This is a genomic window from Streptomyces sp. NPDC029956, from assembly GCF_055574655.1.
Genome location: NZ_JBVHZJ010000091.1, coordinates 11466 through 24704, shown reverse-complemented (window position 1 = coordinate 24704; position 13239 = coordinate 11466). Strand labels below are relative to the sequence as shown.

Genomic DNA, 13239 nt, shown 5'->3' with positions numbered 1-13239 from the left:
TTCTGTTTTTGTGGGGGGGTGTGGTGGGGCTGTTCTTTCTTTTCTCGGGGGTACGCTCGGGGCGGGTGCGCGGGGTGTTCGGCCCCCCCCCCCCCCCCTTCCCCCCCCCCCCCCCCACAGGAGCGTGGGTGGGGGGTGAGGAGGAGCTCCAGGTCAGAGAATGGCCAGCGAGACCAGGCCGATGCCCACGCTGCCGAGCAGGCCCACGCCGAGGTAGAACGCGAAGACCTTCGCCTTGACGACGCTCTTGACGGCCACCATCGCCGGGATCGTGGTGATGGCACCGCCGAGGAGGAAGGTGACACCGGCGGCTGCGACCATGCCCTGGTCCAGGAGGCCCTCGACGACCGGGATGGCACCGACGCCGTTGAGGTACAGCGGGACGCTGATGAGCCCGGCGACGAGGACGGAGAGGACGCCGTCCGTGCCGAGGATGCCCGATACGACGTCGGTGGGCACGTAGCGGACGATCAGGGCTTCGAGGACGATGGCGAGCAGCAGCCACTTGCCCAGGATCAGCGAGTCGCTGACGATCTCCTTGAGGATCTCGCCGGCGCGCAGGTTCTTGATGTCCCGCCGGACAAGCACACGCCACGGAGTGCCGTCGTCGTCCGCGTCGTTCCGTGCGGCGGTGGAGCAACCTCCCGCCGCAGGCTCGGACTCCTGTGCGGCCCCTCCGCATCCTCCGTCGGACGTGCTGCCGTCGCCGGTACCGCCGCCGCCACCGACGGTCACGGGCTCGGGGACGGTCGCCTTCGCGGTGGAGCACGCCGTCTCGGGAACGGTCACCGCCTCCTGCGAGCAGGACTTCGCGGGCGTCTTCTCCTCGGTGGAGTCGAGCAGCGGGTCCGCGAACCGCCCTCGCCGTTCGAGGGCCAGGACGATGAGACCCGCTCCGAAGCTCAGCACCAAGGCGCCGATGAGGCGGGCCGTCGCGATCGGGAGCCCGAGCTGGGCGGCGGAGAGCGCGTAGATCTCCGGGTCCATCGAAGGGGAGGCGATCCAGAACGACATGACCGCCGACAGAGGCACGCCCGCTATCAGGAAGCGGCGGATCAGCGGGATCACGGTGAAGGAGCAGAAGGGGCTGAACGCTCCGATGGCCGTGACGATGGCGATGCCGAGGACGCCCCTGCGCCCGTGGGCGAAGCTGCGGCGCGCGACCACGTCGATGGACAGACGCTGTACGGCGATTCCCAGGACGATGGCGACCAGGAACCACGGGAGGTAGTGCAGCACCTCGAACAGGATGAACCGGCCGAGGGCCAGCAATTCGTCCACAGGTGAACCTCTCTGAGACGGTGACACATGAGGGGGCGGCGCCGTGAGGAGGCCGACGGGGGCGTGGCGAGCCGCGCAGGGAGGGTCGATCGACCCCCCTTTATCGAATATCGATGATAGACGATTAAGCAGGTGGCGGGCAATGGGATTGAAGGCCGAGTGGCGGCCAAGACGTCCCTCGTGCCCTTGGTGAGGCGAATGTGCAGAGATGGTGTTCGTGAGGGAGGGCCTCTCGGGGCGCTTCCTCGCGCGAGGTGAACCTTGCCGTCGCGGTCGCTCATCGAATAGCATCGATGAATCATGAGTAGTGCGATGAATGCCCAACTGATCGACCGAAGCGCGGCCGAGGCCTACGCCACCTGGTTCAAAGCCCTCTCCGATCGCACCCGCGTGCAGATTCTCAACCTCCTCGCGTTGGCGGCGGAGCCCATGAGCGTCGGAGAGATCGTGGACCGCGTGGGCGTCGGGCAGTCGACGGTGTCCCACCATCTGAAACTGCTCGCCGACGTGCGGTTCGTGCAGCGTGAGCGCCGGGGGACGTCGATGCTCTACTCGATCAACGTCGCCTGCGTGGCCTGCTTCCCCAGCGCTGCCGACGCCGTCATGGGCCGCCCTGCGGCCTCCGCCTGAGGGCCGGCCCGGTGACCGAGTCGATGCCCCTCATGGCCAGTGCGCCGGCCGGTGCCTGCTGCCCTCCCATAGTCACCGCCGCGCTGTCCGAACGGGACTCCGAGATCATGGCGGCGATGTTCAAGGCGCTGGCCGACCCCGTCCGGCTCCGCCTCCTGTCCAGAGTGGCTTCTCACCCCAGCGGTGAGGCATGCGTCTGCGACATAGCCGACGTGGGTGTCTCCCAGCCCACCGTCAGTCATCACCTCAAGAAGCTCAGGGAGGCAGGCCTGCTCACCTCCGAGCGGCGCGGCACCTGGGTGTACTACCGACCGGCGCCCGGCGTCCTGGCATCGCTGGGCGCATTTCTCGCCGACACCGACAAGGCCGGCCGGTAGGACGTCGAGCGCTTCCGAGAGCTCCGCTGGCTCGGCGCGCCGGCCTCCCCGAACCGGTGGCGACGGCGCGTTCCGTCTCGACAGGGGTCAGCCGACGTGCGGGCTGCGCCGTTCCACGAGAGCCGTGTCGCGCCGCACTCCGCGATGAAGGCCGACGCGTTCACGCGACGAAGGCGTCGTCCAGTCGAAACGCCACGGCACCCCTCGGGCAGTGAACCGCGTGCCCTGATGTCGGCCTGCCGGGCGTTCTCGCCCGGCCTCCTGTGCAACCAGGTTGTCCCCGGGCTGGGCTCAGGCTGAAGCGGCCTTGGTGAGCAGGGCTCCCATGGTCGCGAGGACCGCAGGCTCGACGCGGTAGTAGACCCAGGTGCCGCGCCGTTCCGAGGAGAGCAGCCCGACCTCCTTCAGCTTCTTGAGGTGGTGGGAGACCGTGGGCTGTGAGACGCCGACGTCGGAGATGTCGCAGACGCATGCCTCGCCGCCCTCGTGTGAGGCGACGGAGGAGAAGAGCCGCAGCCGGACCGGATCGCCGAGTGCCTTGAACATGACGGCGGTCCGCTCGGCCTCCTCGGCGGTCAGGGGCCGCTCGTTCAGCGGCGGACAGCAGGGCGCTGTCTCGGGCTGCAGTACCGGGAGCACCTTCACGTTCGACATGTATCTATGTTGACACATGTCGAACCAGGGGCTCAGGTGCGCCCTGGAGGCTGTGCGTTCCCGTCGCGTGCACTCCGATGGGGCCCATCAATCGCGAGAGGGCGCGCGGATCCAGTCCCGATCTGAATTCGATAGCTGTCTATGTTGACGCTTGTCGAATCAGGTGGGATGGTGAAGGTGCAAGAGATCGACGAACGTCGAATCAAAAGGGGAAGAGCCGTGAACGTCACCGCCACCGACCAACTGCCCGTCGTGGTCGTCGGAGCCGGGCCCGTCGGACTGGCCGCTGCCGCGCACCTCGTCGACCGGGGCCTGGAGCCCCTCGTCCTGGAGGCAGGCACCCGGGCGGGAGCCTCTGTGCGGGAGTGGTCCCATGTGCGGCTCTTCTCCGCCTGGAGCGAGGTCGTCGACCCGGTCGCCGAGAAGCTCCTGGCGCCGACCGGCTGGGTGAAGCCCGACGCGGACACGTACCCGACCGGCGGCGACTGGGTGGCCGACTACCTCCAGCCGCTCGCGGACGTCTTCGGCGACATGATCAGGCTCGACGCCCAGGTCACCGGCGTCTCCCGCACCGGACGCGACCGCGTCGTCGACGCCGACCGCGAGCAGCAGCCCTTCACCGTGCACATCCGGTACGGAGACGGACGCGAGGAGCGGGTCCTCGCCCGAGCCGTGATCGACGCCTCCGGTACGTGGTCCACCCCGAGCCCGGCGGGCGGGGACGGCCTCCCGGCCCTCGGCGAGCGCGCGGCGGCCGACCGGATCTCCTACAGCGTCCCCGATCTCAAGGACCCCGCAGTGCGCGCCCGATACGCCGGCAAGCGCACGGCCGTCATCGGCTCCGGAGCCTCTGCCTTCACCGCACTCGCCTCGCTCGCCGCCCTGGCCGCGTCGGAGGACGGAAGCGGTACCCGTGCCGCCTGGATCCTGCGCAGGGGCATCTCGGGCGCCACCTTCGGCGGGGGCAGCGCCGACCAGCTCCCCGCCCGTGGAGCTCTCGGCCTCGCGGCGAAGGCCGCGGTCGCGGACGGGTACGCGGAGGCCGTCACCGGATTCCGTACGGATGCCGTCGAACGCGACGGCGAGCACCTGGTCCTGGTCGCGGAAGACGGCCGCCGACTCGACCCGGTCGACGAGGCCATCGTCCTGACCGGCTTCCGCCCCGACCTGACCTTCCTCGACGAACTGCGCCTGGGGCTCGACGAACGGCTGCAGGCGCCCGTCGAGCTGGCGCCGCTCATCGACCCGAACCAGCACTCCTGCGGCACCGTCTACCCGCACGGTGTGAGGGAGCTGTCGCACCCGGAGGAGGGCGTGTATCTGGTGGGCATGAAGTCCTACGGCCGCGCGCCGTCCTTCCTGGCGCTCACCGGCTACGAGCAGGTCCGCTCGGTCGTCGCCGCGATCGCCGGGGACCACGAGTCCGCCGAGCGCGTGGAGCTCGTACTTCCCGAGACCGGGGTCTGCGGCGGAGCCGGCCTCTTCGATCAGCCAGCCGACGCTGCGACCGACGGCGGCTGCTGTGCGACGCCGACGGCGCTCCCGATCGGCGTCGGAGCCCCGGCAGCCTCCAGCGGCTGCTGACCCCGCCCATCCATCCACAACTGGAGGACACCATGTCCCGCGTACAGCTCGCCCTGCGCGTTCCCGACCTGGCGGCATCCGTCGCCTTCTACACGAAGCTCTTCGGCACCGAGCCGGCCAAGCTCCGTGACGGTTACGCCAACTTCGCCATCGCGGAACCGCCGCTCAAGCTCGTCCTCATCGAAGGCGCCGAGAACGAGGACACCCGCATGGACCACCTCGGCGTCGAGGTCGACACCACCGAGGCGGTGCGCGACGCCACCGCCCGCCTGGGCGACGAGGGGCTGGCGACGACGGAGGAGAACAACACCACCTGTTGCTACGCCGTCCAGGACAAGGTGTGGGTCCACGGCCCCGGCCGCGAACCGTGGGAGGTGTACGTCGTCAAAGCCGACGCCGACAACCTCACCAGGCAACAGGGCAGCACGTGCTGCGCCGGCACGACGGCCACCGTCGCCGACAAGGTGAGTGAACCGGTCGCCGCCGGCGGATGCTGCTGACCTCTCGATGCCCGACCTCCACACCCGCGGGGCCGCGACCGGAGCAGGGGACCGGTCGGGGCCCCGCGCCGTCCTGCCCGCGCTGTGCGCCACCCAGATCACCAGCTGGGGCATCGTCTACTACGCCTTCCCCGTTCTCAACTCCGAGATCACCGCCGCCACCGGCTGGTCCACCACCGCCACGATGGCCGCCTTCTCGCTGGCCCTCATCGTCTCCGGCCTCGCTGGAATTCGCGTCGGCCGCATCATCGACCAGCGAGGCCCCCGAGGCGTCATGACCGCGGGCTCCGCAGTGGGCGCTGTCAGCCTCGTGGTCGTGGCCCTGGCTCCCGACTTGCCGGTGTTCTTCGCCGGCTGGCTGCTCGCCGGGTTCGCGATGGCAGCCACCTTCTACCAGCCCACGTTCGCCGCCCTCACCCGCTGGTTCGCCCCCGACCACCTCCGCGCCCTCACCGTCGTCACCCTCGCGGGCGGCCTCGCCTCCACCGTCTTCGCGCCCGTCACCGCCACCCTGGCCGACCACTTCACCTGGCGGACCACCTTCCTCGTGCTCGCCGCGATCCTGGCCGCGGTCACCATCCCCACGCACGCACTCGCTCTGCGCGCACCCTGGCCGTCGGCACCACCCGCGCCCGCCGACGCACCCTCGACACCGCAGGACGTCGTGCGCAGCCTCGCGTTCGTACTGCTCGCGCTGGCCTTCATGCTCTCGGCGTTCGCGATGTACGCCGTCGTCGTCACCCTCGTCCCGCTCCTGACCGAACGCGGCTACACCACCACTCAGGCCGCATGGGCACTCGCCCTCGGCGGCGCCGGTCAGACCCTCGGTCGCTCCCTCTACGCCACCCTCGCCCGCCGCACGGGCACCATCACCCGCACGGTCGTTCTCATGGCCCTCGGTGCCCTGACCACAGCCGCCCTCGCGGTGACGCCCGGCCCCTACGGCCTGCTGATCGCCGTGTCGGTCGCTGCGGGCGTCGTCCGCGGCAACCTCACCCTCCTCCAGGCCACCGCCATCACCGACCGCTGGGGCACCACCCACTACGGGCGTCTCTCCGGCATCCTCAGCGCACCCGCCATGACCGCTTCCGCCCTTGCGCCCTTCGCCGCCGCCCTTCTCGCTCCACCTCTCGGCGGCACACCCGGGCTGTTCGCCCTGCTTGCCGCACTCGCCCTGACGGCAGCGGCCATCGCTACCAGGACCTCGGCCCGCGAGCTGTAGGAGACGCGGCACCACCGGGGCAGGGTGCGACGGCGCACCGAAGTCGGCACGTGAGCGGGCTTGAAAGGTCGCCGACCTGCGCAGTGAGACTCCGCGCAGGCGCCTTCACGGTCGCCTCCGTGGTCGCCGAGGCGTGGTTGCCGCTCAAGGGCGACGCCTCGTCCTGTGAACGTCTTGGCAGCCGGTCCAGGGTCCGGCCTTCTCGTGTGCCCGTAGCTCCTCACACGATTGCGGGGCCTGCCCGTTTCGGGCAGGCCCCGCTGCCGGTCCGCTGTCCGGGTCGAATGGATCACCGGGCAGGCAGCCCCGGCGATACGCCCGAAGTCGGGTCGAAATCTCTGTACCGGGCGTGTTCTCCCGTTCGGCAGGACCGAGAAGTTGCCCCGGTGCCGTGGCGACGGGCAGGGCGCCCGCGGGAGTTATTTGACGTTGATCGCGGTCCAGGCCTTGGCGACCGCGGCGTACTCGGCGCTGCCCGTGCCGTAGAGGTCGGAGGCTGCGGAGAGCGTGGCCGTGCGGGCGCCGGCGTAGTTGGTGGAGGAGGTCATGTAGGTGGAGAGGGCCTTGAACCAGATCTTGTAGGCCTTGGCGCGGCCGATGCCCGTGAGGGTGGAGCCGTCGCTGGTCGGGGAGTTGTAGGAGACACCGTTGATCGTCTTGGTGCCGCTGCCCTCGGACAGCAGGAAGAAGAAGTGGTTGGCCGGGCCGGAGGAGTAGTGGACGTCGAGGCGGCCGACGCTGCTGGACCAGTAGTCGGCGGAGTTGCCGTCGCGGCTCGGCTTGTCCATGTAGCGGAGGGGGGTGCCGTTGCCGCGGATGTCGATCTTCTCGCCGATCAGGTAGTCGCCGGCGTCCGTGGCGTTGGCCGCGTAGAACTCGACCGAGGTGCCGAGGATGTCGGAGGTGGCCTCGTTGAGGCCGCCCGACTCCTTGCTGTACCGCAGTCCGGCGGTGGAGGCGGTCAGGCCGTGGGACATCTCGTGGCCGGCGACGTCGAGGGAGGTCAGCGGCTTGGTGTTGCCCGTTCCGTCGCCGTACGTCATGCAGAAGCACGAGTCGGACCAGAAGGCGTTGACGTACGCGTTCCCGTAGTGGACGCGTGAGTAGGCGGCGGCACCGTCACCGCGGATGCCATTGCGGCCGAGCTCGTTCTTGTAGAAGTCCCAGGTCACCGCCGCGCCGTAGTGGGCGTCCGCGGCGGCGGTCGCCCGGTTCGTCGCCAGGCCGTTGCCCCAGGTGTCCGTGCCGTTGGTGAAGAGGGACCCGGTGCCGTTGGTGCCACCGTTCAGGTCGTACGTCTTGTGGCCGCCGCGAGCGGTGTCCGTCAGGGTGTACGAGGGTGCCGTGCCGAGCGTGACCTGGCCGCTGTACTGGGTGTTGCCGACGCCCGTCTCGATGGCTTCGTAGGAGTACAGCTCCTTCCCCGAGGTGGCGTCGGTGATGACGTGGCGCTCGCTCGGGGTGCCGTCGGCCTGGACGCCCGTGACGGTCGTCTCCCAGGCGAGTGTCGGCTTGCCGGTGGCCGCCCAGATCACCTTGCGGGACGAGGCGGGCGCGGCCGACCGGGCGTCGGAGGAGGCCGCGGCGGACTCGCCCGCGCTCGTGGCGGTGACCGAGGCGGTCGTGCTCGCCACGGATATACGGGCGTTGGTCGCCTTGGTGGTGGCGCGGCCGCCGTTCTTCCTCTGGTGCACGACGAGGTCGCCGCCGAGCACGGGGAGACCCTCGTAGGTGCGCTCGTACCGCGTGTGCACCGTGCCGTCGGAGTCCTTGACGACATCCCGGACGACGAGCTTCTCCTGGCCGGAGAGGCCGATGGCCCGTGCCGTGGCGGCGGCTCCTGCCTGGGCCTCCTGGACGGCGGCGGCACGCTGAGTGCCGGAGAGTACGAGCGTGGTCGCGCCGGCCTCGCGCTGGGCATCGGCGCTGGCGGAGCCGGTCTGGACTCCGACGACGACCATGGCGGCCGATGCGATCAGGGCGGTGGCGGTGGCGGTACGGCGGTGCGAGGACTGCTGGCGGGTCACGCGGGCTCCTTCGCTGCAAAGCGTGGGGATCGTGGGGGGTGTGGTGCGGGTGTGAGCGTGCCAGCGAACGAACCTGTTTGACAGGTATGCAACAAGGATTTGACCATCTGTTGTCCGAAGGACAGAGAACTGTGTCCGCTATGCGGCCGGTTGGTGGTTCCTTCGGGCGATTGGATGAGGGTGTCGTGAAGCTTGCACCCGAAAGGGAGGATGGGACTCCCGGTGGGGGAGGCCGCTGAACTCCGCCCGCGTCCGCCGCGAGGAATGCGTCGGGCCGTGGTTCCCCGAGCCCTGCTGACCGACCCCTACCAGGACCCCGAGCGCGCGGCCGAGCTGGCCGACTCGGCATCGACGGCGGCGCTTCTGCTGCTGGAACGGCTCACCCCGCTCGAACGCGCGGTGTTCGTGCTCCGCGAGGCCTTCGGCTACGGCTTCCCGGAGATCGCCGAGCCGGTCGGACGCTCGGACGCGGCATGCCGCCAACTGGCGGTCAGAGCGCGTCGCCACGACGATCGTGCGCCCGAGTGGGCCCTTCCACCTGGCGTCGGTCACCGACCACACCCTCGTCGAGGGTCACGCCGACGGAAGGTTCACCGCTCGTGGGGACCTGGCCGCCGCCCTCCTGGGGCTACTGGACGACGACCGCCACGTCCGCTCCACCGTCAGTGTGGTGACCACCGTCGAGAACTCCACTCTGTTTCGCTGGATCCGCCAGGAAGCGCTGACCGGCAAGGAACGGCCCGCCTGGCGACGAGCAGCCCGCTTCTCGCCACCGGGAAGGCCGTACGGGCGGTGAGGGCGCGCGGTCCTGGATGGCCGTACGGGCGGTGAGGCCGCGCCTTCACCCTGGAGGGGCACCCGACTGAAGTCGTGCGTTCGTTCGAATCGAGCGTCGTGAAAGTCCCGTCCCGTCGGGTGCGACACCTGGAGTCCGTTCGGCTCGAAATGGGCCCCCTCCGGGGTGTTCGTGCGCGAAGTCGGGCGTCGGCGCGCGAGTACGGGCACGGATGAGATACCCCGGCGGGAGCGGGCGGGCGCGAGACGCCGGCTCCCGTATCGCCTTCACAAGCAGAGGAGACGGCTCATGTCGCATGTCAAGGAGTCGATCGAGGTCGATGTTCCGGTCCGCACGGCGTACGACCAGTGGACGCAGTTCGAGACGTACCCGCAGTTCATGGATGGTGTGGAACGGATCGAGCAGCGTACGGAACGGCTCACGCACTGGGTGACCAGCATCGGTGGCGTACGGCGGGAGTTCGATGCGGAGATCACCGAGCAGATCCCGGACACGAAGGTCGCCTGGGTCACGGTCGGTGACGAGATCGAACAGTCCGGCCTGGTCACCTTCCAGCCCATCGACCCCTCCCGTACGCAGATCACGCTGATGATGGACTTCGATCCCGAGGGGATGGCGGAGAACATCGGCGACAAGCTCGGCTTCGTCGACCGGCAGGTCAAGGGCGACCTGAAGCGGTTCAAGCACCTCATCGAAGAACGGGGCGCGGCCACCGGGGGATGGCGCGGACAGGTCTGACGGACCGAAGAGCCAGGGCCCGCATGACGTCGCCCTGGCACGGGTGCCCGCCGTACGGGTGCGGAGGGCCCGACGAAGGAGCAGCTCCACAACGAGGCTGGGCAGCGGGGCATCGACGGCCGTTCGAAGCTGGACAAGGCCGAACTCAGGCGAGCCCTCGGCCATGGACGGGCGCGGGCACGCCGACGGCCGGGGCCCCGGCCGCTCGGGGCGACGGGAGACACGGGCAGGGCGCGTGGTGTACGTGAACAGGGAGGCGCGGCCCGTCCCTCATGCCGCCGTCGCGGGCCCGGCGCGGCGGCGTGAGGCTCCCCGCCAAGGGCGCCCGACCAACCTGGGCGGCAACGGCGCCGCCCGACTGCCCGGGCGGCGATCACCGCTCCCGGCCGCGGGCGAGCCGGGGCCAGGGAGGGGGTCCGAAAGGGTGACGGCGTGGTCCTCAGCCGACACGAAGCGACGCGACTTCGTAGTACACCGCTGAGCTGGGGGAGAGGCCGCGACAGGTCAGTCGGTGCGCCGGTGCTCGGTGGGCGTGGATCTCGACCTCGAAGGTCGACAGACCGGCGAGGCGGCCGGTGACGCGGATCCGCCAGCGGTTGTCGTCCCGGACCGTCTCCTCGATGACGTAGTCGTGCCGACCCGACGGACCCACGTGGTGGAGCACAGCGGACAGCGCGGCCTGCTGGGGCGGGACGAGGTCGGTGTATCCGCGCAGGTGGTCCGCGTGGATGCGGTTCGCCAGGTGCTCGTCGACCACCGTGACCGCCGAGGGGGCGTCGAGGTTGCCGTAGTAGACGCCGTCGGGTGCGACGGCGACGTTGGCGGCGAACCGGTCGCCTCCCACGTGGGTGCACTCCCACACCAGCTGTGGCCAGTCATCACTCAGCGCACGTGCCACCGGACGGCCACGGACGGCGCAGCAGGTGTCATGCAGCCCGTGGGCACAGACGAGGACGACGGGTGGGTGGCCCCGTTCTCCGGGCGCGTCCAGGGCGGTGACGATGGCCGCCAGCTCCCTGTCGTCGTCCCAGGTTCCCCATGCCTGCCGGTGGGCGCCGTCCTTCTCGTAGCGCAGGACGGCCCACCGTGGCCGTTCGTCCGGCCTGCGGCGGCCGTGGCGCCTGATCAGCAGCACGCGGGCGCGCATCGCGCGTGCGGCGGAACTCACCCGTGCCTTGACCTCGGGTTCGAGATCGAGTCCGTCGAAGCCGTTGGACGGCCAGCCGGCCCGGTATTCGATGAGGATCCAGACCGAGCCGTACGGCGCCGTGCCTGCGAGGGGGTCGCCGCGGAGGCGCGCAGCGTCGGCGCAGAGGAACCGTGCCGGAGTCGTCATCGGGACTGTCTCATGACTCGGTGGGGACGAGTACGCCTGCCCGCAGCAGCCGTTCGACGAAGGGAAGGCCGAGGTCGCCGGCAGGGCGGGTGCCGCCGTCGAGGATCTGGAGCACCGATGGGAGGTCTGCCTCCGCGAGGTCGAGCCACCCGACGCGGGTGGCGAGACGCCGGCCCACCAGCCGTGCTTCCAACGCCTCGCGAAGCCGCACCGGCGTGTCGGGCGCGAGGCTGTGGAGGGCCCCGAGTTGTGCCAGCGGCCCCATGGGTGCGGGGCGCGCCTGGCCGCGGCGCGCGCGGTGGAACAGGGGAGCGGGGTCGGCCTCGGCGAGCGCGGCGACGAGACGTCGGCGCACGGAGGCGAGTTCCTCGCCCGGTCCGTCCACACCCAGGGGGAGGGAGCCGCGCATCTCCACATCCTCCCGCAGCAACGCGAGGGCGGCTTCCGCGAGTTGCTCGGCCAGCGCGTGCCGCGTCCACGTGTGGACGCCGAGGGTCAGATGGATCGACACCGCGCCCAGCGCTTCGGCGGCATGCAGCCAGCCCCGCGGCAGATAGAGGACGTCGCCGGGTTCGAGCACGGCGTCGATGTACGCCTCTGTCCGCGCGGCATCGGCGACCGCGGCGCGGTGAGCGGTCCAGGGCTGGTCGCGCAGCGGGTCCGCATGCACGGGCTCGTGGACGATCCAGCGCTTGGTGCCGGTGACCTGCAGGACGAAGACGTCGTGAACGTCGTAGTGATCGTCGAAGCCGCGGTTCTGCGGCGGGGTGACGTAGGCGTTGGCCTGTACGGGGTGTCCCAGTTCCGTGCCGAGCCGCGTCGCGAAGTCCGTGACCGGCTCCCAGGTGCGCTGCAGCGCCTGCAGGACCAGGGTGCTGCCGTCGGCGAAGCTCCGCCACAACGCGGTGTCGTCCAGCTGGTCCGCGACCGACGCGCCGACTCCCCCTGGTGAGGTGAACGAGGACTCGGGGGCGGTGGACCCGTCCTTGGCGACACGGAGGAACGGCGTGCGCAGCCCGCGTCGGGAGAGCAGCTCGTCCACCGCGGACGCGGAGAACAGGTCGGAGAAGTCACTGACTCGGCGGGTGAGCAGTGGGGTACGCCCCCAGACCTCCAGGGCGAACTCCTCCCGGCTGAGGCTGATCAGACGTTCCTCCAGGACGCGGCCATGAAGGTCTGCGGCCGTGTCCCGAAGCGTCGTGGGGACGGCGCTCAAACGCTGCCGCCGCCCTCTTCGGCGCCGCCGTCGGCACCGCCGTCGTGTACGCCGGGTGTGCCGGCCGCGCCGCCGTCCGCCGGGCCTTCCGCTCCTCCGTCGGCTCCTCCGTCGGCTCCTCCGTCGGCTCCTCCGTCGGCACCGCCGTCGGCACCGCCGTCGGCACCGCCGTCGGCCCCGCTGTCCCCACCGGCGTCGGCTCCTCCGTCAGCGCCTCCGTCGGCCCCGCTGTCCGCTCCTCCGTCGGCCCCGCTGTCCGCACCGCCGTCGGCTCCGCCGTCCGCACCGCCGTCGTGGACGTCGGGCGTGCCGGCAGCACCGCCGTCCATCGGACCTTCCTGCTGGTTCGGGTCCTGCTCGGGGTGCGCCATGTTTCCTCCTGAGGACAAGGACGATTACCGAGGGCCGGCCCGTTCGGGCCCCTTTCCAAGCTCACCCACGGGGGAAGGAGCGGCAACCGGAGCGGCCGTCGACGGACTTCTCCCTGGCCGCGGGCACACCCGGGCGAGCGGTGAGGGACGTGACCGGACGGTGCCCGCCCGCGGCAGGGACGACAGCGACGGCAAGGAGGATGCACCGCAGGGCAAGCCGGTGACGTGTCTGAATGCGACGTACGAGGCATGGCCCATGGACTTCGATCCTCCCCAGGGGTACCGGAGGGTCTCCGTGGCGATCACCGGATCGTGGCGAGACCCCCGCCGCCGACGGCGGAGGTGCCCCCTTGGCGGACCAGCTGCCGTGCGACGCCGGCGAAGAGATCCTGAAGCGGGAGCTGGGGGGGGGGGTGGAGGTGACGAAGGGAAAAAGAAGAAAGGGGGGGAAGTGGTGGCCTTTCCGGTGGTTCACGCTTCCCCAAGAAGGAAAGTCTCCCCAACCCT

At 70.5% G+C, this 13239-nt stretch carries 13 protein-coding genes and 1 pseudogene; 9 read left to right on the top strand and 5 right to left on the bottom strand.

All coding sequences use genetic code 11. The annotated features are described in order from the left end of the window. Positions 1-153: 153 nt before the first annotated feature. The gene (locus tag ACZ4XX_RS38505) at positions 154-1281 is read right to left on the bottom strand and encodes a permease (protein ID WP_468512467.1); all 1128 of its coding nucleotides are present in this window, start codon (positions 1279-1281) and stop codon (positions 154-156) included. Between the two features lie 300 nt (positions 1282-1581). Between ACZ4XX_RS38505 and ACZ4XX_RS38500 the strand changes: the two genes are divergently transcribed. Further along, positions 1582-1911 carry an ArsR/SmtB family transcription factor gene (locus tag ACZ4XX_RS38500; RefSeq protein WP_468512466.1) on the top strand — a complete coding sequence of 110 codons (330 nt, stop codon included), beginning with the start codon at positions 1582-1584 and terminating at the stop codon, positions 1909-1911. Positions 1912-1934: 23 nt separating this feature from the next. Continuing rightward, positions 1935-2288 (top strand): ArsR/SmtB family transcription factor, encoded by a 354-nt coding sequence (locus tag ACZ4XX_RS38495; RefSeq protein WP_468512469.1) that lies wholly within the window; start codon positions 1935-1937, stop codon positions 2286-2288. A 291-nt stretch (positions 2289-2579) separates the two neighbouring features. Here the strand turns inward: ACZ4XX_RS38495 and ACZ4XX_RS38490 are convergent, their stop codons facing one another. Further along, positions 2580-2942: an ArsR/SmtB family transcription factor gene (locus tag ACZ4XX_RS38490; RefSeq protein WP_468512465.1), complete on the bottom strand. Its 363-nt coding sequence runs from the start codon at positions 2940-2942 to the stop codon at positions 2580-2582. A 219-nt stretch (positions 2943-3161) separates the two neighbouring features. Between ACZ4XX_RS38490 and ACZ4XX_RS38485 the strand changes: the two genes are divergently transcribed. Genes ACZ4XX_RS38485 through ACZ4XX_RS38475 form a run of 3 tightly spaced genes read left to right on the top strand, consistent with a single transcriptional unit; the run spans position 3162 to position 6248 of the window. After that, positions 3162-4526: an NAD(P)-binding domain-containing protein gene (locus tag ACZ4XX_RS38485; protein ID WP_468512464.1), complete on the top strand. Its 1365-nt coding sequence runs from the start codon at positions 3162-3164 to the stop codon at positions 4524-4526. A 32-nt stretch (positions 4527-4558) separates the two neighbouring features. Continuing rightward, positions 4559-5026, top strand: a complete 468-nt coding sequence (locus ACZ4XX_RS38480; RefSeq protein WP_468512463.1) for an ArsI/CadI family heavy metal resistance metalloenzyme — start codon at positions 4559-4561, stop codon at positions 5024-5026. A gap of 7 nt (positions 5027-5033) precedes the next feature. Further along, a complete protein-coding gene (locus ACZ4XX_RS38475; protein ID WP_468512462.1) occupies positions 5034-6248 on the top strand; it encodes an MFS transporter in 1215 nt (404 codons plus the stop codon). 419 nt (positions 6249-6667) lie between these two features. On the opposite strand, the gene ACZ4XX_RS38470 is transcribed toward ACZ4XX_RS38475, so the two are convergent. Beyond that, a complete protein-coding gene (locus ACZ4XX_RS38470; RefSeq protein ID WP_468512468.1) occupies positions 6668-8209 on the bottom strand; it encodes a M4 family metallopeptidase in 1542 nt (513 codons plus the stop codon). Between the two features lie 301 nt (positions 8210-8510). Here ACZ4XX_RS38470 and ACZ4XX_RS38465 point away from each other — a divergent pair. The 3 genes and pseudogenes from ACZ4XX_RS38465 to ACZ4XX_RS38455 all read left to right on the top strand — a co-directional run. Continuing rightward, a pseudogene (locus ACZ4XX_RS38465) lies at positions 8511-8782 on the top strand (sigma factor-like helix-turn-helix DNA-binding protein); the annotation flags it as partial. Positions 8783-8789: 7 nt separating this feature from the next. Continuing rightward, positions 8790-9071, top strand: a complete 282-nt coding sequence (locus tag ACZ4XX_RS38460; protein ID WP_468512461.1) for a hypothetical protein — start codon at positions 8790-8792, stop codon at positions 9069-9071. Positions 9072-9359: 288 nt separating this feature from the next. Further along, positions 9360-9809, top strand: a complete 450-nt coding sequence (locus ACZ4XX_RS38455; protein ID WP_468512460.1) for an SRPBCC family protein — start codon at positions 9360-9362, stop codon at positions 9807-9809. Positions 9810-10248: 439 nt separating this feature from the next. Here ACZ4XX_RS38455 and ACZ4XX_RS38450 read toward each other — a convergent pair whose 3' ends face one another. Beyond that, positions 10249-11145: a sucrase ferredoxin gene (locus tag ACZ4XX_RS38450; RefSeq protein ID WP_468512459.1), complete on the bottom strand. Its 897-nt coding sequence runs from the start codon at positions 11143-11145 to the stop codon at positions 10249-10251. 10 nt (positions 11146-11155) lie between these two features. Continuing rightward, the gene (locus ACZ4XX_RS38445; protein ID WP_468512458.1) at positions 11156-12361 is read right to left on the bottom strand and encodes a cupin domain-containing protein; all 1206 of its coding nucleotides are present in this window, start codon (positions 12359-12361) and stop codon (positions 11156-11158) included. Positions 12362-12405: 44 nt separating this feature from the next. Between ACZ4XX_RS38445 and ACZ4XX_RS38440 the strand changes: the two genes are divergently transcribed. Beyond that, positions 12406-12744, top strand: a complete 339-nt coding sequence (locus tag ACZ4XX_RS38440; protein ID WP_468512457.1) for a hypothetical protein — start codon at positions 12406-12408, stop codon at positions 12742-12744. Positions 12745-13239 lie beyond the last annotated feature (495 nt).

What these genes read in the sequence shown, in the direction of transcription:
- ACZ4XX_RS38450 (WP_468512459.1), bottom strand. Translation starts at nt 11,145, where the DNA reads ATGACGACTCCGGCACGGTTCCTCTGCGCCGACGCTGCGCGCCTCCGC.
- ACZ4XX_RS38455 (WP_468512460.1), top strand. Translation starts at nt 9,360, where the DNA reads ATGTCGCATGTCAAGGAGTCGATCGAGGTCGATGTTCCGGTCCGCACG.
- ACZ4XX_RS38500 (WP_468512466.1), top strand. Translation starts at nt 1,582, where the DNA reads ATGAGTAGTGCGATGAATGCCCAACTGATCGACCGAAGCGCGGCCGAG.
- ACZ4XX_RS38470 (WP_468512468.1), bottom strand. Translation starts at nt 8,209, where the DNA reads ATGGTCGTCGTCGGAGTCCAGACCGGCTCCGCCAGCGCCGATGCCCAG.
- ACZ4XX_RS38475 (WP_468512462.1), top strand. Translation starts at nt 5,034, where the DNA reads ATGCCCGACCTCCACACCCGCGGGGCCGCGACCGGAGCAGGGGACCGG.
- ACZ4XX_RS38490 (WP_468512465.1), bottom strand. Translation starts at nt 2,942, where the DNA reads ATGTCGAACGTGAAGGTGCTCCCGGTACTGCAGCCCGAGACAGCGCCC.
- ACZ4XX_RS38495 (WP_468512469.1), top strand. Translation starts at nt 1,935, where the DNA reads ATGCCCCTCATGGCCAGTGCGCCGGCCGGTGCCTGCTGCCCTCCCATA.
- ACZ4XX_RS38480 (WP_468512463.1), top strand. Translation starts at nt 4,559, where the DNA reads ATGTCCCGCGTACAGCTCGCCCTGCGCGTTCCCGACCTGGCGGCATCC.